A 20683-nucleotide genomic window follows, 5' to 3' on the forward strand; every position below is an offset into this window, starting at 1 on the left:
TTCTACCCCCGCAAGAGAAACAACACCAGCGCCACCAGGCAGGCCGTCGTCTGAATCCCACCCAGCGTCGTGACCGGCGCGAAGCTCAAGACGGAGGCCAGCCAGGTGGTCAGCGCAGCCGCACCCATGGAGAGAAACCCCAGCAGCGCGGAGGCCATCCCGGCTTCTTTGCCGAAAGGGCCCATGGTGATTGCCGTGCCGAGCGGATTGGCCAGGCCCATGCCCCACAGGAAGGTGATCATCGAGAGGGCATACCACCCAAGACCAGGTGCGGCTGGACCCACCAGAAGCAGGCCGCCGCCGATCATGGCGCAGGCAATGCCCGCGAGCGTGATGATCCGCGCGCCATAACGATGCGCCAGGCGCGGGGCCGCCATGCCGGCTGCGAACACGACGAATACCGTCGCGGCAAAATACAGGCCGGTCTGCAACGAGGTCAGGCCGATACCTTGCATCAGGATGGCGGGCGCCGCCGCGAAGGAGGCGAACAGGCCGCTCATCAGCAGGCTCATTGAAAGGGCTGGGAGGATGAAGCGCTTATCCAGCGCCAATCTGCCATAGGCGAGCACCACGCTCTTGGCCGAGTGCGGCGCCCGGCGATCGGCGGGATGGGTTTCTCCGAGGTCGCGCACGTAGAAAAAGGCCAGTACCACGGCGGCCAGCCCCACCAGGATGAAGATGGCACGCCAGCCGAGTGTGACGGACAGGACGCTGCCGGCCAGCGGCGAAAAACCCGGCGCCGCGGCGGTGGCGATCATCGTCAGCGACAGGGCCCGGGCGAGCGTCTCGCCTTCAAACAGATCCCGTGCGATGGCACGCGACAGCACCGAGGCTGCGCACACGCCCAACGCCTGGACGACGCGTCCGGCGATCAGCACATCAAGGGTGGTGGCAAGGCCGGCGATGACGGTGCCGACCACGAACACTGAGAGGCCGCCGAGCACCAGTTTCTGCCGCCCGTAGCGGTCGGCCAGTGGCCCGACCACCAACTGGCCCAAGGCGAATGTGATGAAGAAGCTGGACAGCGTCAGGCCGAGCTCGCGCGCGGTCACGCCCAGGTCTTCGCCGATATCCGCAAACGCCGGGAGAATGATGTTGGTAGACAGCATGCTGATCGCCGCCAGGCCTGCAAGCAGCGCCACGACTTTGCCGGTCAATGGTTGGGTGGAGGCGTGCGGTTGCGTAGCGGCAATTGCCAATGAAGTTCTGGCTTCCATACAGCCTCTCCTGTGTTTGGTTGGCGGGCAAAGACGTTGATTGCCAAACGCCAAGACTGTGGTTCGCGATCTCGGCGCCGTGACGTAGGCTTGCACATGACGCTCATAATATTTTCATGAATATGATGATCGTAATCTCTTGCGTCAAGTTAAATATCTGGCGTGCGCAGGCAGGATTCACTGTTGCCAATAAGTGGGGGGCGAGGTAGAGCGGATGGGAAAGGTGTGAGATCGACGCTTTTCAAGCGTCGTGACCTCGGTATCAGGTAGGTCCGGATCGAACGATGCCCTAAACGGCCGTCTGAATACAGTCACCACAACGTTCCTATCGGTGCAGCCGCGCTCGGGGTGTTCATCGAGTGGTTCGCGACCCTGCTGGGGCCTTGCCTTGAGCGCCGAGCCGTTGGGGCGGCTTTGATGCTACAGTCCGGCCTTTCCTGGGGGAGGGCGCGTCATGCGGATCGTAGTAATGGCTTTGGCGATGGCGTTGCTGGGTGGATGCGCCACGGCCAACGAAACCTTTGGCATGGGACAGCTCTGCGGCCGCCATCCTTACTGCGGTGCGGCGACCGATATCGAGATCATCAAGGCTTCGACGAACGACAACGACGTATACGCGCGTGCTCTGGCACCTTTTGCAATCGTTGATCTTCCTTTCAGTATCGTCGCCGATACGCTGATCCTGCCTTATACGATTTTTCATATGAGGCCTGCCGAGGAGTAGTGGTAGTGCCTCGACGGCTTGAATCCAAAACCCAAGGCGGCCGACCGCATTAATCGCCTGCTTTCTGCCGTTTCATCCTCGTCCAATCAACACGTACGATGGCGCAACGCAGCACCTGTAATTGTCCTGAGCTCAAGGCAATCGCCAGTAGAATCAGCAAGATCAGCCCCCAATCAGAGGGGCTTGGGTATTGGCCGAGGATCGCCATTGAACTGAAGATGCCAAACACCGGGATCAGCAGTGACAACGGCGCTACGCGTGACAGTGGGTATTCACGCAATAGCAGGTTCCATCCCCAGTAACTGAAATGCGTCGCGGCGTAGACCTGGAACGCGAGCGAAAGCAACGTCGTTGCATTGAGCTGCGAAGGGAGTGCGTTGAAGGGCGCTGAGCCATGCAACAGCCACGTCAACAGCAAGAGCGGGATGGGTGCAAACAAGCTGGCCCACACCACGAAAGCGAAGACCTCACGCACCTTCGATACTTTGATGATCACGTTGCCGATGCTCCACGCCATTGCGCTGCCAATGACGAGTGCGAAACCGGCCTTCGACGAGTCGCCAGGGCTGCACAGTACGATCCCTCCCAACCCTATGGCTGCCAGCAGGCTGCCAATCCGTTGAGGCTGCCCCAGGCGTTCGCCAAAGAAAAGTACACCCCAGCCCAGAGTGAAGAATGCACTGCACTGGATCAGCAGCGACGCTGTACCGGGTGGCACCCCCATGGCAATTCCCTGGTTGATCAACGCCCACATGGCCACGCCAAAAATCAGCCCGTAGGCGGCCAGCCATCGGAAGGCAACGCGTGGACGCTCCACGAAAAATACCCAAGGCAAGGCGGCCAGCGCGAAACGCAACGCAGTCAACAGCAGCGGATCAATGCCGGCAAGTCCGAGTTTTGTCACGGGGAAATTCAACCCCCAGACGGCCGTCACCAGAATGGCGAGTAATAGATGCTTCTTTTGCATTGTCAGTCTTTCTCCAGCGCAGAACGGAAGTGTTCGTGCGTGAAGAATATGCAAGCAATTGACCTGGCCTGCTTTCAGTCACAGGCCAATATTCATTAGAATCGGGCCATGCGAGAAACCACCCTACATACCTACCAGAACACACCGCGCGATGCCGTCGTGACCGAACGTGGCTACGCAGACGCAACGCTGTTCCCAATGCATCACCATCCACGTGGTCAGTTCGCTTATGCCGCAAGCGGGGTCATCACCGTGTTTACCGATGACGGCAACTGGGTCGTTCCGCCCCAACGCGGTATATGGGTTCCGGCGCAACTCGCCCACTCCATGCAGATGCGTGGCCCCGTTACCCTGCACAACACCTATATCCGCAAACAAGCGGCCCAGCGGCTGGGGTTGCCGGGGCAGTGTCAGGTATTGGACGTGTCGCCGTTGTTGCGGCAATTGCTGGTCAAAGCAATCGATGTCCCCGCGCGATATGCCATCCAGGGACGTGATGGGCATTTGATGGGGCTGCTACTCCATGAGATCGCCAGCATGCCTGCGCTTTCGCTCAATGCCCCGTTGCCGGCAGAACCACGCCTTGCGATGGTCTGTCGCGAGTTTCTGACCCAGCCTTCGCTGGAGGTTGGTATCGACGATATGGCCTGCCGTGCGGGGATGAGTCGCCGGACGTTTACCCGCCATTTTCGACTGCACACCGGAATCAGTTATCTCCAATGGCGACAGCAAGCCTGCCTGCTCGAAGCGATCGTTCGTCTGGGGAAAGGTCAGCCGGTCACCGAGGTCGCCATGGCGTTGGGTTATAGCAGTTCAAGTGCGTTCACAACGGTTTTCAAACAGCTGCTGGGGGAAGTCCCCAGTCGCTACTTCCCGGTGCGGCAGGCTTAGGGCTCCAACGCTTTCAATCCCCCGAGTGTGTAAAAAGCCCCGGATCTGTAGGTGTTGTGTAAAACTCTTGTTTTGGTGACGATCACCGCCTACAGATCTCGCGAGGGACGCACATGATCGACGGTTCCGCTGTCTTGACAGTTTTTTTGGTCTACCTGGCTGGTGTCGTGATTCCTGGACCGAATTTCGTCGCGGTGGTCCATAAGGCGGTGGCTGCTACGCGCTCTGAAGCGTTGGCCTTGGTGGCGGGAATCGTGCTGGTCAACCTGTTCTGGTCCACCTGTGCGATTGCGGGTCTCGGGGTTGTATTTGCTGCGCTCCCTTGGGCTGCGCTGGTTGTAAAGGTTCTGGGCGCAGCCTACCTGATGTGGTTCGGATTCCGACTGCTGATCAACGCGGGGAGGAATGCGCCTGGCCCGCTGAATGATGCCGTCGCCGGTAGTTGCCGCCAGTCCTTTATTCAGGGGCTGGTCACCAACATTGGCAACCCCAAGTCCATGGCTTTCTATGCCGCTGTTTTTTCAGCAGCGGCGCCCGCCCACGTGTCGCCAGGCACGTTTTTGTCGATGCTGGCAGTTGTGGTGGTGGTTTCAATTGCCTGGTATGGAATGGTCGCCATTGCGCTTTCACAGCCGAGGATTGCTTGCGCCTATCAAGGGAGGAAAAAAGCAATTGATCGACTGTGTGGTGGTTTGATTTTGTCTCTGGGGGTTCGCCAGCTGGCTTAGCGAGTAGCCGTTGCTGGAGCAAGACTTCCTCGTTGCACGCCAGGTCGGTCATCCGCTGACCGAGGCCCAACGCTGGACGAGGATGACCTGACAGTACTGCCCCGGCGGTTCAAACCCCGGCGATAGCCTCGCGGACGAAGTCTTCGTAGGTGCGCAACGGACGCCCCAGGATCGCCTGCAGCCGTTCCACGGTTCCTTCAGCAGCCTGCATGCCAAATGTCTGGATACCGGACATCATCAGGCGCATGTCATAAGCCAGCCAGGCGGGACCGTACGCGGCCAATTGTGCTTCGAAGGCGGCCACATCGTCACCGCCGTAGGCGATCTCGCGACCCAGGGCGGAGCTCCAGATCTTCGCCGCGGCGGCACCGGTCAGTGCTTGTGGGCCGACCAGCTCCAGGGTTACACGGTCCAGGGCCGAAGGTGCCTTGTCGCGTCGCAGCAACTCGGCAGCGGCGATGTCGGCGATGTCGCGGGCATCGATCATCGAGACGCCCTTCGAGCCGATCGGCATCGGGTACACCGAGTAGTTCTGAATTGTCTGCTGGACCATCAATTCGTTTTGCATGAAGTAAGCCGGACGCAGGATGGTTGCGGCCATGTCGAGGCTTTCGATCATGCGCTCGACCGTATGCTTGCCGGTGAAGTGCGGTACGTGGGTGAACTTGTCGGCATGAATCACCGACAGGTAGACGATGCGCTCGATGCCAGCCTCGCGAGCGAGGTTCAAGGTGATGAGGGCTTGTGTCACCTCGTCGGGCGTCACGGCGTTGAGCAGGAACAGCGTACGCACCGATACCAGCGCCTCGCGCAGCGAAGGGACATCGGTGAGGTCGGCAACGACTTCAGTCACGCCCGCCGGGAATGTTCCCTTGCCAGGCTGGCGCACGAGGGCTTTGACGTCGGCGCCTGCGTCGGCGAGGCGCTGGATGATGAGTGAACCAATGGTGCCCGTGGCGCCGGTAACGAGAATGCTCATGTTGAATCTCCTGCAAAAGGGTGGGTAGCCGGAAAAGTCCGCTACGGCCTTGTCGGCCCGTTGCGATGATCAAACGATATTCCGTTGCAGAAACAAAACGAAGACGCCAGGATGTAGGCACTCCGTTTCAAAAGTGGAACAGTATGAACCTGAACGCGCTGGTCGATTTCACCCTCGTGGCAACGAATGAGGGGCTGGGCAAGGCAAGCCGTGCGAGCGGAATATCCAAGGCAACCTTGTCGCGCCGCATTGCCGACCTTGAGGAGCAATTGGGCGTCAGGCTGATCGAGCGCAGTGCACGTGGGCTGAAGCTCACCGAGGCTGGAGAGCTGCTGCTGAGCAGGGCCGAAGGGCCGTTGGCCGAGGTGGCGGAAGCCATGGCGGCGGCGAAGGAGGGCGTATCGACGCCTCGCGGACGCTTGCGTGTCGCTGCCCCGGTCCTGTTTTCGCAGCTTGCGATGGGCGGCATCGGCGCAGCGTTTTGTGCGGCTTACCCTGACGTCACGATCGAGGTCATTGCGGAGGATCGCGTGGTCGACCTCGTCGAGGAACAATTTGATGTCGCCATCCGGATCAACCCCAGCCCGGACAGCAGCTTGGTCGGCCGTTGCTTCGCCAAGGACCGGCTGGTGGTGGTGGCCGCGCCTGGACTACCTCGGCCTGCACCCGGCGCCATCCGGTCAGTTCCCGGCATTGTGGTGTCCAGTTTCGAGCCGACCCGTTGGACACTCGACGGCGGTCACCTGATTCTGGAGCCGATCCCCAGGCTGCGGTTCTCTTCGTTCCTGATGATCCGCGATGCAGCCATCGCCGGAGGTGGGGCTGCCCTGATTCCACAGTCCATCGCATGGAGCCAGTTGGCCAGTGGCGAGTTGGTCCAGTGGGGCACGGTATCGGGGAAAGAAGCCGAACTCTGGGTCTTGCACACGTCCAGGCGTCTTGCTGCGCCGAAGGTACGCGCATTTGTCGATTTCATGTGCGCCAGGTACCCGGACATGTCGTTGGTACTGAAGGGATAGACGTTCTTTGCAAAAGGCAGGGAGGTGCGCGCTGAGCCGGTGAAGGGGGCGGCAGCCTCGCAGAAGTACCGCTAAGCTCACCTCCATTGAGGGGACAAAAAAAGTCCCCCTAGGGATGCCAACATCTCTGGCAAGGGAGCCGCTAGCCATGAGTGCCGAACAGAGTCACTATCCCCAGGCCACCATTCTGGTGGTCGACGACACGCCTGATAATTTGCTGTTGATGACCGATCTGCTCAAGGATCGCTACCGGGTCAAGGCTGCGAACAGCGGTGAGAAGGCCCTGCGAGTGCTGCAGGGTGGCTCGCTACCGGACCTGATCCTGCTTGATGTGATGATGCCTGGGCTGTCTGGTCACGAGGTGGCGGGCCAGCTCAAGCATGATCCGCGCACCTGCGACATTCCAATCATCTTCCTCACCGCCCTGGCGGCGATCGAGGATGAGATCCATGGCTTGGAGCTGGGGGCGGTCGACTACATCACCAAGCCGATCAGTCCACCGTTGGTTCTGGCGCGAGTGGATACCCAGCTCAAGCTCAAGGCTGCGGCGGACTTCCTGCGTGATCAGAACGACTATCTGGAGAAAGAGGTGCAGCGGCGTACCCGCGAGGTCATGGCCATCCAGGACGTGACCATCCAGGCCATGGCCTCACTGGCAGAGACTCGCGATAACGAGACCGGCAACCATATCCGGCGGACCCAGCACTACGTGAAGGTCCTGGCCGAGCGGCTGCGCGACCATCCTCGTTTCAGGCATTTTCTCAACGACGAAACGATCCGCCTGTTGTTCAAGTCGGCGCCATTGCACGACATCGGCAAGATCGGCATTCCTGATCATATCCTCCTCAAGCCGGGGCGCTTCACCCCAGAGGAGTTCGAGATCATGAAGACCCATACCACGCTGGGACGCGATGCTATCCAGCGTGCCGAAGACCAACTGGGTGTTGCGGTGGACTTCCTCAGCCTGGCCAAGGAGATCGCCTACAGCCACCAGGAGAAATGGGACGGCAGTGGATACCCGCAGGCGTTGGCGGGTGACGACATTCCCATCAGCGCCCGGCTGATGGCGGTGGCGGATGTCTATGACGCCCTGATCAGTCGACGGGTTTACAAAGAAGGGATGCCCCACGAGGAGGCCGTCGAGATCATTCGTCAGGGGCGAGGCTCGCATTTCGATCCAGACATTTGTGATGCCTTCCTGGCTCATGTCGAACAGTTCCAGGCCATTGCCGAGCGTTTCGCCGACAGCGATCAGGACATGGCTAAGCAGTTGGCTGCCCTGGAGCGTATCGCCCAGGAACCTTGAACGAAGCACTACCAGCAACGTTCGCCAGCTTCTTCATTGTGGTCATTGGGGTATGTCATGGTCAAATTACGCACTCTGCTTGAGCGTCTAGCGCTTCGCCATAAGCTGATCCTCGGCTTTGCCACGCTACTGCTATTGGTCTTGGTACTTGGCGTGCAAAGCCTGCGTACTCAAGAGTCGCTGAAGCGAGACATGCAGAATCTCTATAGCCAGGAATTGGTGGGCATGGAGCACCTGCAAGAAGCTCGAGTGCAACTGCCGCACCTGGTGCAGACACTGCAGCGTGCAGTGGGTACGGACAGCGCGGACGTGCGCATCGAGTCGCTGCAACACTTGCATGACACTCAAACCCTACTACACCGGTCGCTGGCCGAGGCCAAGGTAACCCTGAGGCGCCCGGAAAACCTGGCGCGCCTCGCCGAGTTCGATGTGCTGCTGCAACAGTTGCTGCGGGAGGCAGAGCGGGCCTTTGCATTGATTGATCTGGGTCGCCAGGGCCAGGCATTGTTGCTGCTCAACAGCAGCGAGTTCCAACGCCTCGATCAGCAGGCCGATGCCCTGTTGCACGCAATCGCTGAGGTCAAGGAGGCCTCGATCCGCGACACCTCCAAGGACATCGCTGACTTTGCCGAGCGCAGTACAACGCTGACCTATACGTTGCTGCTCGGCGGCTTGGCGCTGGCGCTACTGCTTTTCTGGCTGGTCAGCCAGTCGATCCGTAACCCACTCAACCGAGTACGAGTCGCCGTGGATCAGTTGGCTGCAGGAAAGCTCGACCAACCGATTCCGCATACTGACTTGGATAATGAGACCGGCGACTTGGCGCGGGCGATCGCCAAACTGCAGATCGAGTCTCAACAATTGGAGCGCCAGCGGTCTGTCAAGGCGCAAATCGCCCAGTTGCAGATCGACCTGCAGCAGGCAGGGGCGCCTGGCGAACTGGCGCAGGTGTTCCTGCAGCATATGGCGAACCAGCTCGGTATTTGCCAGGGCGTTCTCTATAGCGTCCACCCGGACGCCACCAGACTGGTGCTGATGGGCGGCTATGCCACTGACTCCGAGCGACCACCGCAGGTGCAGGTCATGTTCGGCGATGGCCAGTTGGGCCAATGCGCGGTCGATCGCCAAGCCCGCCAGATGCAGGCGCTGCCGGAACAATACTGGCGCCTGCACTCGCAGCTCGGCGAGATTCCGGCCACTTGTCTGTTGCTACAACCGATCCTGCGTGGCGAGCGGCTGCTGGGCGTGCTCGAACTCGCCGGATTAAAAGCCTTGGATGATGAACAGTCACTGCTGCTCCAGGAAGCCGTCCCTCGCCTGGCAGCGGCGATGGCGATCCTGGAACGTAATCAGGCCGTCCAGGCATTGCTGGAGGAGACCCGTCGTCAAGCCGATGAAATGGCCGGGCAAACGCTGCTGTTGGAGCATCAGGCTCAGGAGCTCGAAGCCCAGCAATCGGCACTGCGCGCCACCGAGGCCTGGTACCGCGGGATCATCGAGGCAGCACCGGACGGCATGCTGGTGGTGGGCGCTGACGGACGCATCCTGCGGACCAACCAGCAATTGGATCGGTTGTTCGGCTACAGCGCCGGCGAGTTGGTGGGCGAGGCTATCGAGCGTCTGGTGCCGGTCGCGAGTCGCGGTCGCCACGTCGAGCTGCGCAATGGCTTCATGGCACATGGTGATACTCGGCAGATGGGCGCCGGCCTGGACGACCTGCAGGGTGTGCGCAAGGACGGCAGTCTGTTTTCGGTGGAGATCGGCCTGTCGCGCCTGCCGAGCCTGGAAGGCCGGGGGGTATGCGTGTGCGCCTCGGTGCGCGACGTCAGCGAGCGTCGCCAGTTGCAGGCAGCGCTCAAGGTCAGCGAAGCACAATTGCGTGCGGTACTCGACAGCAGCCCGGTAGCCATGCTGATCAGGGACATTGAAGGCCGTCCGACCTACTGCAACCCGCAGTTTGAACACCTGTTCGGCGTCGATATCGTTCAACTCGAAGGGATCGATCCGAAGCGCTTCTGGGTCGATCATCAGGCACACCAGCGCTTCGTCGAGGCGGCGGAGCAGGGTGCGGTGATTAACTTCGAGGCTACTTTCCAGCGGAGTGAGGGGGAGCGCTTCGATGTGCTGGTTTCGGCGGTGACATTGGAGCAGCGCGAGCGAGTGATTCGCGCCAACTGGTACTTCGACATTACCGATCGCAAGGCTGCCGAGGCTGAGGTGCACCTGGCGCGGGAGATCGCCGAGGAAGCGACCCGGGCCAAGAGCGACTTCCTGGCCACCATGAGCCACGAGATCCGCACCCCGATGAACGCCATCATTGGCATGAGCCACCTGGCCCTGCGCACCGAGCTGGACCATCGGCAGCGCAACTACATCGAGAAGGTACACCGCTCGGCAGAGAATCTGCTGGGGATCATCAACGACATCCTGGATTTCTCCAAGATCGAGGCCGGCAGGATGCACCTCGAGTACATTCCTTTCCACTTGGAAGACGTGCTCGACGGCTTCGTCAGCATGATTGGCCTGAAGGTCGAGGACAAAGGCCTGGAACTGCTATTCAGCACCCCGGCGGGGCTGCCGACGGCGTTGATCGGCGATCCGTTGCGCCTGGGCCAGGTGTTGATCAACCTGGGCAACAATGCGGCAAAGTTCACGGAGCAGGGCGAGGTTGTGGTTGGCGTGGAGCGACTGGGTGCCGGCGAGGAGCAGGCACAGTTGCATTTCTGGGTGCGCGACAGCGGCATCGGCATGAGCCCCGAGCAGTGCAGTCGGCTGTTCCAACCCTTTAGCCAGGCCGATAGTTCCACCACTCGCAAGTACGGTGGCACCGGTCTGGGCCTGGCCATCTCCAAGCACTTGGTGGAGCTGATGGGCGGACGTATCTGGGTGGAGAGCGAACTCGGTCAAGGCTCTATCTTCCATTTCGAGGTGAGCCTCGGCGTGCAGCGCGACGCTCAGCCGCGGCGCATGTTTACTGCCGATGAGCTACTCGGCATTCGCGTGCTGGTGGTCGACGATAACGCCAGCGCGCGCGAGATTCTCTCCAGCATGGCGCGCAGTTTTGGTGTGGAGGTGGACGTGGCGCAGAGTGGGCGCGTGGCGTTGGGGATGCTGGTGGAGGCGGAACGCAAGACACTGCCCTATGACCTGGTGTTGATGGACTGGCGCATGCCCGGCATGGACGGCGTGGAGACGGTGCGTCAGATGCACGCTGCCAATCTGGCGCAAACACCGTCTGTCATCATGGTTACCGCATTCGGGCGCGAAGAGGCACGTGAGGAGGCTAGCCGGCACGGTATCCAGTTACCGGTGGTGCTGACCAAACCGGTGACGCCGTCCACGCTGCTTGAGGCGATCGGCACGGTGCTCGGCAAGCCCCCCCAGGCCGATACCCGGGCCGGCGAACGATCTGGACAGAGTGCCAGTGCCGTGGCCAGCCTGCATGGCGCCCGGCTGCTGCTTGTCGAGGATAATGAGCTGAACCGCGAGTTGGCCTGCGAACTGCTGGAGAGCGCTGGCATCGAGCTGTACGTGGCCATCCATGGTGAAGACGCACTCGACCTGTTGGCGCGCGATGATGATTTCGACGGCGTACTGATGGACTGTCAGATGCCGGTCATGGATGGTTATACCGCAACCCGCAGGATTCGCGAGCAGTCGCGTTGGGCTGGGCTGCCAGTGATCGCCATGACCGCCGACGCCATGGCGGGCGACCGCGAGCGGGCCTTGGCCTGCGGCATGAACGACCATATCTCCAAACCGCTGAACGTCGAGGGCATGTTCGTCACCCTGGCCAAGTGGATTCACCCCAGGCCTGGTCGTACTGCCCATGTGACCGAAGTCTCACCGCTCTCCAAAGTGGTCCCCATGGGGCTGCCCGTCGAACTTGCCGGTATTGATCTGGCGGCTGGCCTGGCCACCTGTATGGGCAAGGTCGAACTCTACCTGCGCCTGCTGCGCAAGTTCGGCTCCAGCCAAGGTGCTTTCCGAACCGAGTTCTTGGCCGCACGAGGCGGCGAAGATCCTTCGGCGGCAACACGACTGGCCCATACCCTGCGTGGCACTGCGGGTAACATCGGTGCCAGGGCCGTTGCGGATGCTGCCATCGCCCTGGAGCAGGCTTGCCTGGCCGGCGCCCAGGAGCAGGTCGTGGCTGCCGGGTTGTTGGCGGTGGAGCATTGCCTGAATCAGGTATTGGAAGGGCTGGCGGGGCTAGCGGACCCGCAGCCATTCAGCGAGCCGCTGCCCGTGTCGCATTCAGACGCAGAGTTGCAGGCGCGGTTGGCCCAAGTCAGGGACTTGTTGGCCGAGAGTGACACGCAAGCGTTGACTGTCCTGCACCCGTTACCGGGGCTGACGTCAGATCCCAGGTTGGCCGAGCAGTTGCGTCGGGTCGTCCAGCATGCCGAGCGCTTCGATTTCGACCAGGCGCTGGAACTGCTGGAAAACCTGACCGGATTGAGTCAAAAGGCCGCGAGGTGATGACGTCGGAAGCGTTCAGGCATGAGGCGATCCTGCTGTCGCTTTACGATTCGCCGGCAACAAGTCTCAACTTGTGGCAGTCAAACGGTCCAAGTATTTCGCCACTCGCCGAACGTACCTCCATCGGCATGAGGGCCTGCCCGGATGTGTTGTCCAACAGCACGGAACGCGTTTCTCCCGGCTCGAACAGGAAGCGTTCGCCCCACTGTCGCAGGCTGACCACGACCGGAAAGATTTCCCGGCCTTTGTCCGTCAGGACGTACTCCTTGTAGGCGCTTCCATCGGACGCGGGTCGAACGTCGAACACACCGACCTCGACCAACGCTTTGAGTCGCGAAGCCAGAATGTTCTTGGCCACGCCCAGGCTCTTCTGAAATTCGCTGAAGCGGCGAATGTCGTCGAATGCGTCGCGGATGATCATGAGCGACCAGCGATCGCCAATCACGTCCAGTGTCCTGGCTACCGGGCATTCGCTGTTTTGCGGTGAAGCGTTTTCCATTTTATTGACCTTCTGAAAAAGGATCGCAAGTCCGGTCGATGTCTGTGGTTGCAAATTGAAACCTGATCGGGTGACAATCCAGTCAGGTTTTTAATTGAAACCAGTTTAGCGCCAAGGAGGCGTGCATGACAGCAGATGCCGACTGTTTCACCCAGCAGCCTTCGGGAAATCACCCTGGTGGGGGCACGTGCTCCCGCGTAGGAGCTGTCGAGCGAAGCGAGGCTGCGATCTTTCCCCAGGCACATGAATCCCAAGGGAAAGATCAAAAGATCGCAGCCTTCGGCAGCTCCTGCAGGGGGGCAACGGGTTCTTTGAATGAACAGCATTACCCAGGGCTTTCGCCGGCGCTCACACTACTGTTTTCCGTGACCTGTGCATTGGCCGTCGCCAATGTCTACTTTGCCCAGCCCTTGCTCGCCTCAATGGCCGAAAGCCTGGGCGTTGCTTCAGGATTGATCGGGGTGGTGGTCACGGCCACTCAGGTGGGGTACGCGCTGGGGTTGCTGTTCATCGTCCCGTTGGGGGACAAGGTCAACCGTAAACGGCTGGTTTTCGCGCAATTGGTGTTGTCCGCGCTTGTGCTGGCGGCCGTCGGCGCAGCCCGGCACTGGTTGGCTTTGTTGGGTGCGATGATCGTGATGGGCTTGCTGGCGGTGGTTGTCCAGGTGCTGGTGGCCTATGCCGCCGTGCTGTCCTCGCCCTCCCAGCGTGGACAGGCCGTGGGAACCGTCACCAGTGGCGTTGTCCTGGGTATTCTCCTGGCCCGGTTTACCTCTGGAGTGATTGCCGATCTGGCGGGCTGGCGCGGGGTTTATTTCGTTTCCGCGGGATTGATGCTGACCATCGCGGCGGTGTTCTGGGCAGTGGTGCCTGCTGCCGTGTCGCCACCTGACCGGCAGCCTTACCGGGCGCTCATCCGGTCGCTGTTCAAACTGTTCATGAGCGAGCCAGTGCTACGGATCAGGGGGCTGCTGGCCTTGCTGATCTTTGCCGCGTTTTCGGTGTTATGGACCGCCATGGTGCTGCCGTTGAGCGCCGCGCCGCTGTCGCTTTCACACACGGCCATCGGCCTGTTTGGCCTGGCCGGCGTCGCCGGGGCCCTGGCAGCCAGAAGGGCCGGTCGTTGGGCCGATCAAGGTTTTGGGCAGCGTGTCACGGGCTGGTCGCTGGGGCTCCTGACGTTTTCCTGGCTGCCTATCGCGTTTACCGAGACCTCCCTGATCGCACTGGTGTGCGGCGTGGTGTTGCTCGACTTCGCGGTGCAAGCCGTGCATGTCACCAACCAGAGCTTGATCTTCGCGGCACGGCCCGACGCGCAAAGTCGCATGGTCGGCGCTTATATGTGCTTCTACTCGGTGGGCAGCGCACTGGGCGCGGTGGCCGCGACCCAGGTCTATGCGCTGTGGGGCTGGATGGCGGTCAGCTTGCTAGGCGCCTTGATCAGCTTCGCCGCGTTGGCGGTGTGGAGGCTCTCGCTTCATTGCGGCCACTGCTCAAGCAGGATCGAGACAAACTTCTCCGCAGCCGGGGAGAGCGATGCGCCCCGGCGGTAGACCAGGCCCAGCGAGCGGTTTACCACCGGCTCGATCAGCGGCACGCTGACCAGCGTTGGATGATCCCCGGCCGGCATAGCCAGGCTGGGCATCGCCGACACACCGAGGCCGGCCTCGACCAATCCCAGCGACGTCGACAAGTGCTGCACTTCGTAAAACCATTGCGGGCGCCAGCTCAGGCCCGACAGCGCGTGATCCAGCAGCATGCGGTTGCCGCTCAGGCGACCGACGCCGATCAGCCGATAATCACTGAGTTCCGACCAGGTAACCGCACTGCGTTCAGCCAGTTCATGATCGCGCCGGCAGGCCAGCACAAAGGGTTCGTTGACCAGGGGTACGAACTCGATGTCCGGGTGCTGGCCGCTCATCATGTTGATGCCGAAGTCGGCTTCGCCGCGCAGTACCGCTTCGAGCCCTTCGTTGGCGCTGAGGTCGAGCAGGCGGATGCGGATTTTCGGGTAGCGCTCGTTATAGAGGCGAATCACCGAAGGCAGGAAATAGAACGCTGCCGTGGGAATGCACGCCAAGGTCACCCGGCCGATCTGTCGCTCCGCCAGCTCGCGGATGTTGAGAATCGAGTCGTCGAAATCATCCAGCAGGCGCCGCGCCTTGGGCAGGAAGTCACGGCCGACACTCGTCAGGCTGACCTTTCGGGTGGTGCGATCGAGCAAAGCGGTTCCCAAGCCTTCCTCGAGTTTTTTCATCCGTCGACTCAAGGCCGGTTGCGACAGATGCAGCGCGTCGGCGGCTTCGTGGAAGCTGCCGAGTTCGGCGATTTTCACGAAAGATCGTATGTCCTGGAGCTCATATTCCATGTTTTATCTCACCAAGAAGGGGCACGGCGCCGCACAATCATCGTAATTTAATTCATTTGTGAAACGCAATAATCACTCCGATCTTTGCATTGGAAACACTTTTTAAACCCTGCCACTCTTGTGCCTAGAACATCAATTATCCAGATTGATCAACAAGAGTTAATGTTCATGAAGCGAATTCCTTGTGTGCTGATGCGCGGCGGTACGTCAAAAGGCCCGGTGTTTCTCGCCTGGGATCTGCCGGTCGCCATCGCCGAACGTGACGAATTGCTGATCAACCTGATGGGTTCCGGCCACGAACTGGAAATCGACGGCATCGGCGGCGGCAGCCCACAGACCAGCAAAGTGGCAATCGTCAGTCCATCGTTGCACCCGGAAGCCGACGTCGATTATCTGTTCGTCCAAGTCATGGTTTCCCAGCGTCGGGTCGACACCGCGCCCAACTGCGGCAACATGCTCTGCGCCGTCGGCCCGTTCGCCATCGAGCAGGGGCTGGTCAAGGCTACCGGCGATCTGACCCGGGTGCGCATTCGCAACCTCAATACCGGGACTTTCGTGAATTCCGAGGTGCAAACCCCGGAAGGCAAGGTTAGCTATGAAGGCGACACCGCCATCGACGGCGTGCCCGGCACGGCCGCTCCGGTGCAACTGACCTTCCTCGATGCCGCGGGCAGCAAGACAGGAAAGCTCTTCCCGACCGGGCAACCCCTGGACATGATCGACGGCATTGCGGTGACGTGCATCGACATGGCGATGCCGATGCTGATCGTCGAGGCCAGCCAACTGGGCAAGCGCGGTGACGAAAGCCCCGCTGAATTGGACGCCGACAAGGCGTTCATGCAGCGCCTGGAGTCCTTGCGGCTCAAAGCCGGCCTGGCGATGGGCCTGGGTGACGTCAGCGACATGGTGATCCCCAAGCCGGTCCTGGTGTCGCCGGCCAAGTCTGGCGGGACCCTCCAGGTGCGCTACTTCATGCCGCACAACTGTCACCGCGCCTTGGCAATCACCGGCTCTATCGGCCTGGCGACGGCTTGCGTGACCAACGGCAGTGTCGCGGCCAACCTGATCGGTGGCGGCAGCGAGCCACGTTTGCAGCAGGTTCGCATCGAGCACCCCAGCGGCGGTATCGATGTGGTGTTGTCCTACACCGGCGAAAAGGGTGAGACCATTCGAGCCTCGGTGGTACGCACCGCCCGCCGACTTTTCTCTGGTTTCGTCTACGCCACGGCTTCCCGGCGCCTGGCCGGATAGCCAGGCAGACCTCGTCATTGCATCAGCGACTCAATAACAACAAGAGATCTGACATATGCTCGCTTTACTTGGCTTGGCCATGGTGGTGGTCTTCACCTTCCTGATAATGACCAAACGGCTGTCGCCGATCGTCGCCCTGACGGTGGTGCCCATCGTCTTTGCCGTGCTCGGCGGCTTTGGCGGGACCACCGGCAAGATGATGCTGGATGGCCTGAAGATGGTCGCGCCGTCAGCGGCACTGCTGTTGTTCGCGATCCTGTTTTTCGGCCTGATGATCGACGCCGGTCTGTTCGACCCGCTGATCCGCAAGATCCTCAAGCGGGTCAATGGCGACCCGATGAAGATCGCCGTGGGCACGGCGCTGCTGTCGCTGTTGGTGGCGCTGGACGGTGACGGCACGACGACGTACATGATCACCTGTGCCGCGATGCTTCCGCTGTATAAGCGCATCGGCATGAACCCGATGATCCTGGCGACCGTTTCCATGCTCTCCTTGAGCATCATGAGTGGCATGACCCCTTGGGGCGGCCCGGCGACCCGGGCGATCGCAGCGCTGGGCCTGGATGCCGGTGAGTACTTCGTGCCGTTGCTGCCGACCATGATCGGTGGGGCCGCATGGGTGGTGTTCACGGCTTTCCTGTTGGGCCGTGCCGAGCGCAAGCGCATCGGCAACGTCCAACTGCAAAGCGGCGGCGGCAACTGCTATATCAACGCGATCATGGAGGACACGCCACACAAGCGTCCGAAACTGGCCTACGTCAACCTGCTGTTGGTGGTCGCGGTGATGGTCGCGCTGGTGATGGGGCTCATGCATTCGGCGATCCTGTTCCTGATTGGTTTCGTCCTGGCGCTGATGATCAACTATCCGCAGCTGGATATTCAGAAGGAGCGCATTCTCGCCCACTCGGGCAACGCCATGACCGTGGTCCTGCTGGTGTTTGCCGCGGGCATCTTCGCCGGGATTTTCTCCGGGACGAAAATGGTCGATGCGTTGGCACAAACCCTGGTCGACTGGATTCCGCCTTCCTGGGGCCATCTGTTCCCGCTGGTAGTGGCGATTACCAGCATGCCGTTGACCTTCGTATTGTCCAACGATGCCTACTACTTCGGTGTCGTGCCGATCCTGGCCAACGCCGCGGCGGCCTATGGCATTGATCCGGTCGAAATTGCCCGGGCGTCCATTCTCGGCCAGCCGGTGCACCTGATGAGCCCGCTGGTGGCCTCGACCTTGTTGCTGGTGGGCATGGTCGACCGCGACCTGGGCGACTTCCAGAAAGCCACCGTCAAATGGGCGGTGCTCACGTCCCTGGTGATTACCGCGCTGGCCCTGCTGACCGGGGCGCTGACGCTGTTTTCCTGATTCACCCGACACACTTTAGCTTCCCTGCCAGACATGCCCTCGCAAGCGGGTGTGCGCTGGCTTGCACGCCAAATAACAACAACGAGTAGCTCGACATGACCACTTTGCTTACCCGCGGGGCTTTGTTTCCAATCCTTGGGCTGCTGCCCCTGGCCTCGGCCAGCGCCGAAGGTTTCATCGACGACAGCAAGCTCAAGCTGCAATTGCGCAACGTTTACTTCAACGAAAATTTTCGCGATGAGCACGGTATGAGCGCACGGGCGGCGAGGACCGCCAAGAGTGAGCGCACCGAATGGGCCCAAGGCTTCCTGCTGGATTACCAATCGGGCTTTACGCCGGGCACCATTGGCTTTGGGGTCGATGCCCTGGGCCTGCTCGGGGTCAAGCTCGATTCCGGGCGTGGTCGCAGCGGCACCGGCCTGCTGCCGGTGCATGACGACGGTCGCGCCGCCGACGAGTTCGCCAGCGCGGGCATGACCGCCAAGGCCAAAGTGGCCAAGACCACGCTCAAGTACGGCACCTTGCTGCCCAAGACCCCGGTGCTGGTCTACAACGATGCGCGGCTGTTGCCCCAGACTTACCAGGGCACCCAGATCAGCAGCACTGACATCGACAACCTCACCGTCACCGGCGGACATCTGGAACGTTTCAAGCTGCGCGATTCGAGCGACAGCATGCCCATCGTGCCCGATGGCTACGGCGGCGATAAGTCCGGTGACTTCAGCTATGCCGGTGCCGACTACAAGTTGGGTAAAAACATCCGTCTGAGCTACTTCTATGGTGAACTGGAGAATTTCTATCGACAGAATTTTGCCGGCATCCAGCATGATCTGCCGTTGGGCGCTGGGGTATTGACCAGCGACCTGCGCTACTTCAACAGCGTCGATTCGGGTTCGGCCTATGGCGGCAAGATCGACAACGACATGCTCAGCGGATCACTGTCCTACGCCGTGGTCGGCCACACGCTGAGCGCCGGCTATCAAACCCTCAGTGGCGAGGCGGGCCTGCCTTATGTCAGCGGCGCCACGGTGTACTCCTTCAGCAACGTCGGGATCGGCAAGTTCATCGAGGAAGACGAGAAGACCTGGATGCTCGGGTACGGCTACGACTTCGCTCGCCTCGGTGTGCCCGGCCTGACATTTTCCACCCGCTACCTGAGCGGCAACGACGGCAAGTCCAACACCACGGTCAAAGAGTGGGAGCGAGACGCAGAGATCGCTTATGTGGTGCAGCAGGGCACGTTCAAGGGGCTGGGGGTGAAGCTGCGTAACTATGTCTATCGCTCGGACTTTTCCCGTGGCCGTGACAGCAACCGGGTCTACTTTACCTATGATGTCGCCCTTTGGTAGGGCATGCGGTTCACCTAAGAAACAACGATGGACCTGTGGCCAGAGATTGCTCCCGCTCGGCTCTGTAGGAGCTGGCGAAGCCTGCGATCTTTTGATCTTTCGCTTGAGATTCAAGTGCTTCTGGAAAGATCGCAGCCTCGCTTCGCTCGACAGCTCCTACAGGCGCGACCCAGCGGGAGCAATCTCTGGCGACGGTCTTCTCAGTGGCCCGGTTCGATGCTTTGCGACATCATGGCGTCAATTTTCTTTGGGGCAATGCCCGTCGAGGCCGCTATGGATCGCAACCGAGACCGACGTAACAACCTTTCCCTGGATGGCCTGAATTTTTTCCTCGCGGATGTACGCGATGGGCTGGGTCCTTACCTGGCGATCTACCTGCTGGCGGTGCATCGCTGGGACCCGGCCAGCATTGGCGTGGTGATGACAGTGGCGGCGATGGTCGGGCTCGTTGCCCAGGCGCCCGCCGGAGCGCTGATCGACCGGGTGCGCAGCAAACGTGCCGTGGTGGCTGTGGCCGCCTTGATGGTGACGCTGGGTTGCCTGGTGCTACCGTTCACGTCTTCGTTCGGCCTGGTGGCGCTGACCCAGGCGCTTGGCGCTGTGGCGGCCTCGGTCTTTGCGCCGGCTATTGCCGCCATCTCCCTGGGCATTACTGGCGCCAAGGCCTTTACGCGGCGCACTGGGCGCAACGAGACATTCAACCACGCGGGCAATGCCTGTGCAGCGCTGCTGGCGGGTGGGTTCGCCTGGCTGTTCGGTCCCATTGCGGTGTTCTACCTGATGGCCGCGATGGCATTGGCCAGCATCGTGGCGGTCAGTTGCGTGTCCGCCGAGGCCATCGACCATGACGTGGCCCGGGGCCTGGAGGCCGGCCAGTCGGTGCAGGGCCCGACGCCCTCGGCGCTGCGCGTGTTGCTGGATAACCGCACGCTGCTGTTGTTCGCCATCTGCTGCGGGCTGTTTCACCTGGCGAACGCGGCGATGCTCCCGCTGGTCAGCCAGAAACTCGCCCAGGCCAATGCACACCTGGCCACGCCGCTGACGTCGGCCTGTATCGTCGCGGCGCAATTGGTCATGGTACCCATGGCGTGGCTGGTCGGCGTCAAGGCCGATGCCTGGGGACGCAAGCCGTTGTTGCTGGCCGGCTTCCTGATCCTGCCCATTCGAGGTGTGTTGTACGTGCTCTCGGACGACCCCTATTGGTTGGTGGCGGTGCAGCTGCTCGATGGGATCGGTGCCGGGCTGTTTGGCGCGCTGTTCCCCTTGGTGGTCAAGGACCTGACCCAGGGCACCGGGCGTTTCAACGTCAGCCTCGGGGTGCTGTCGACGGTGTTCGGGTTCGGCGCGGCGTTGAGTAACAGCCTGGCCGGCTTTGTGGTGCAAGGGGCTGGCTACAGCGCGGCGTTCCTGACCCTGGCAGCGATTGCTGCGTTGGCATTTTGTCTGTTGCTGGCGATGCCCGAGACTTTCATGCCCAGCCGCGCTCCACAGCCCGGCACGCTACCGGTACCTGACGGTGGGGTTGCCTGAGGCCGGGTATCAC

The 20683-nt window shown here is 61.2% G+C and carries 16 protein-coding genes; 11 read left to right on the plus strand and 5 right to left on the minus strand.

Annotation, left to right across the window (positions count from 1 at the left end; translation table 11 throughout):
- Positions 1-2: 2 nt before the first annotated feature.
- Positions 3-1217: a multidrug effflux MFS transporter gene (locus CFII68_RS25200; RefSeq protein WP_018600421.1), complete on the minus strand. Its 1215-nt coding sequence runs from the start codon at positions 1215-1217 to the stop codon at positions 3-5.
- A 454-nt stretch (positions 1218-1671) separates the two neighbouring features.
- On the opposite strand from CFII68_RS25200, the gene CFII68_RS25195 reads away from it, so the two are divergent.
- A complete protein-coding gene (locus tag CFII68_RS25195) occupies positions 1672-1941 on the plus strand; it encodes a YceK/YidQ family lipoprotein (protein WP_018600423.1) in 270 nt (89 codons plus the stop codon).
- 49 nt (positions 1942-1990) lie between these two features.
- Here the strand turns inward: CFII68_RS25195 and CFII68_RS25190 are convergent, their stop codons facing one another.
- Positions 1991-2908, minus strand: coding sequence for an amino acid metabolite efflux pump (locus CFII68_RS25190; protein ID WP_018600425.1), 918 nt, complete (start codon positions 2906-2908; stop codon positions 1991-1993).
- Positions 2909-3016: 108 nt separating this feature from the next.
- On the opposite strand from CFII68_RS25190, the gene CFII68_RS25185 reads away from it, so the two are divergent.
- Both CFII68_RS25185 and CFII68_RS25180 read left to right on the plus strand, forming a co-directional pair.
- Positions 3017-3799 (plus strand): helix-turn-helix domain-containing protein, encoded by a 783-nt coding sequence (locus CFII68_RS25185; protein WP_018600426.1) that lies wholly within the window; start codon positions 3017-3019, stop codon positions 3797-3799.
- A gap of 113 nt (positions 3800-3912) precedes the next feature.
- Entirely contained in the window at positions 3913-4527 is a 615-nt protein-coding gene (locus CFII68_RS25180; RefSeq protein ID WP_018600428.1) for a LysE family translocator, read from the plus strand.
- Positions 4528-4636: 109 nt separating this feature from the next.
- Here CFII68_RS25180 and CFII68_RS25175 read toward each other — a convergent pair whose 3' ends face one another.
- Positions 4637-5506, minus strand: coding sequence for an NmrA family NAD(P)-binding protein (locus tag CFII68_RS25175; RefSeq protein WP_018600430.1), 870 nt, complete (start codon positions 5504-5506; stop codon positions 4637-4639).
- A 143-nt stretch (positions 5507-5649) separates the two neighbouring features.
- Here CFII68_RS25175 and CFII68_RS25170 point away from each other — a divergent pair, with 143 nt between their 5' ends.
- The 3 genes from CFII68_RS25170 to CFII68_RS25160 all read left to right on the plus strand — a co-directional run bounded on the left by CFII68_RS25170 (position 5650) and on the right by CFII68_RS25160 (position 12313).
- Positions 5650-6525 (plus strand): LysR family transcriptional regulator, encoded by an 876-nt coding sequence (locus CFII68_RS25170; protein ID WP_018600432.1) that lies wholly within the window; start codon positions 5650-5652, stop codon positions 6523-6525.
- A gap of 148 nt (positions 6526-6673) precedes the next feature.
- On the plus strand, positions 6674-7831 hold the full coding sequence (locus CFII68_RS25165; protein WP_018600434.1) for a two-component system response regulator: 1158 nt from the start codon (positions 6674-6676) through the stop codon (positions 7829-7831).
- A 57-nt stretch (positions 7832-7888) separates the two neighbouring features.
- Entirely contained in the window at positions 7889-12313 is a 4425-nt protein-coding gene (locus tag CFII68_RS25160) for a response regulator (RefSeq protein WP_033062327.1), read from the plus strand.
- Positions 12314-12356: 43 nt separating this feature from the next.
- Here the strand turns inward: CFII68_RS25160 and CFII68_RS25155 are convergent, their stop codons facing one another.
- On the minus strand, positions 12357-12812 hold the full coding sequence (locus tag CFII68_RS25155; RefSeq protein ID WP_018600437.1) for a helix-turn-helix domain-containing protein: 456 nt from the start codon (positions 12810-12812) through the stop codon (positions 12357-12359).
- Positions 12813-13123: 311 nt separating this feature from the next.
- Here CFII68_RS25155 and CFII68_RS25150 point away from each other — a divergent pair, with 311 nt between their 5' ends.
- A complete protein-coding gene (locus CFII68_RS25150; RefSeq protein WP_139213112.1) occupies positions 13124-14365 on the plus strand; it encodes an MFS transporter in 1242 nt (413 codons plus the stop codon).
- On the opposite strand, the gene CFII68_RS25145 is transcribed toward CFII68_RS25150, so the two are convergent.
- On the minus strand, positions 14290-15180 hold the full coding sequence (locus CFII68_RS25145; protein WP_003200706.1) for a LysR family transcriptional regulator: 891 nt from the start codon (positions 15178-15180) through the stop codon (positions 14290-14292). The two genes, CFII68_RS25150 and CFII68_RS25145, sit on opposite strands and share 76 nt — an antisense overlap.
- A 168-nt stretch (positions 15181-15348) precedes the next feature.
- Between CFII68_RS25145 and CFII68_RS25140 the strand changes: the two genes are divergently transcribed.
- From CFII68_RS25140 to CFII68_RS25125, 4 genes are all read left to right on the plus strand, one after another.
- Positions 15349-16431: a 4-oxalomesaconate tautomerase gene (locus tag CFII68_RS25140; protein WP_018600450.1), complete on the plus strand. Its 1083-nt coding sequence runs from the start codon at positions 15349-15351 to the stop codon at positions 16429-16431.
- A 55-nt stretch (positions 16432-16486) separates the two neighbouring features.
- Positions 16487-17791, plus strand: a complete 1305-nt coding sequence (locus CFII68_RS25135) for a CitMHS family transporter (protein WP_018600453.1) — start codon at positions 16487-16489, stop codon at positions 17789-17791.
- Between the two features lie 95 nt (positions 17792-17886).
- Entirely contained in the window at positions 17887-19140 is a 1254-nt protein-coding gene (locus tag CFII68_RS25130) for an OprD family porin (protein WP_018600455.1), read from the plus strand.
- 273 nt (positions 19141-19413) lie between these two features.
- Positions 19414-20670: an MFS transporter gene (locus tag CFII68_RS25125; protein ID WP_018600457.1), complete on the plus strand. Its 1257-nt coding sequence runs from the start codon at positions 19414-19416 to the stop codon at positions 20668-20670.
- Positions 20671-20683: the final 13 nt, after the last annotated feature.

Origin of the sequence: Pseudomonas sp. CFII68 (assembly GCF_000416195.1) — a bacterium.
GTDB classification, from domain to species: domain Bacteria; phylum Pseudomonadota; class Gammaproteobacteria; order Pseudomonadales; family Pseudomonadaceae; genus Aquipseudomonas; species Aquipseudomonas kilonensis.

Bases quoted from the DNA above. Each gene is read 5' to 3' on its own strand.
- CFII68_RS25200 (WP_018600421.1), bottom strand. From the start codon at position 1,217: ATGGAAGCCAGAACTTCATTGGCAATTGCCGCTACGCAACCGCACGCC.
- CFII68_RS25195 (WP_018600423.1), top strand. From the start codon at position 1,672: ATGCGGATCGTAGTAATGGCTTTGGCGATGGCGTTGCTGGGTGGATGC.
- CFII68_RS25190 (WP_018600425.1), bottom strand. From the start codon at position 2,908: ATGCAAAAGAAGCATCTATTACTCGCCATTCTGGTGACGGCCGTCTGG.
- CFII68_RS25185 (WP_018600426.1), top strand. From the start codon at position 3,017: ATGCGAGAAACCACCCTACATACCTACCAGAACACACCGCGCGATGCC.
- CFII68_RS25180 (WP_018600428.1), top strand. From the start codon at position 3,913: ATGATCGACGGTTCCGCTGTCTTGACAGTTTTTTTGGTCTACCTGGCT.
- CFII68_RS25175 (WP_018600430.1), bottom strand. From the start codon at position 5,506: ATGAGCATTCTCGTTACCGGCGCCACGGGCACCATTGGTTCACTCATC.
- CFII68_RS25170 (WP_018600432.1), top strand. From the start codon at position 5,650: ATGAACCTGAACGCGCTGGTCGATTTCACCCTCGTGGCAACGAATGAG.
- CFII68_RS25165 (WP_018600434.1), top strand. From the start codon at position 6,674: ATGAGTGCCGAACAGAGTCACTATCCCCAGGCCACCATTCTGGTGGTC.
- CFII68_RS25160 (WP_033062327.1), top strand. From the start codon at position 7,889: ATGGTCAAATTACGCACTCTGCTTGAGCGTCTAGCGCTTCGCCATAAG.
- CFII68_RS25155 (WP_018600437.1), bottom strand. From the start codon at position 12,812: ATGGAAAACGCTTCACCGCAAAACAGCGAATGCCCGGTAGCCAGGACA.
- CFII68_RS25145 (WP_003200706.1), bottom strand. From the start codon at position 15,180: ATGGAATATGAGCTCCAGGACATACGATCTTTCGTGAAAATCGCCGAA.
- CFII68_RS25140 (WP_018600450.1), top strand. From the start codon at position 15,349: ATGAAGCGAATTCCTTGTGTGCTGATGCGCGGCGGTACGTCAAAAGGC.
- CFII68_RS25135 (WP_018600453.1), top strand. From the start codon at position 16,487: ATGCTCGCTTTACTTGGCTTGGCCATGGTGGTGGTCTTCACCTTCCTG.
- CFII68_RS25130 (WP_018600455.1), top strand. From the start codon at position 17,887: ATGACCACTTTGCTTACCCGCGGGGCTTTGTTTCCAATCCTTGGGCTG.
- CFII68_RS25125 (WP_018600457.1), top strand. From the start codon at position 19,414: ATGGATCGCAACCGAGACCGACGTAACAACCTTTCCCTGGATGGCCTG.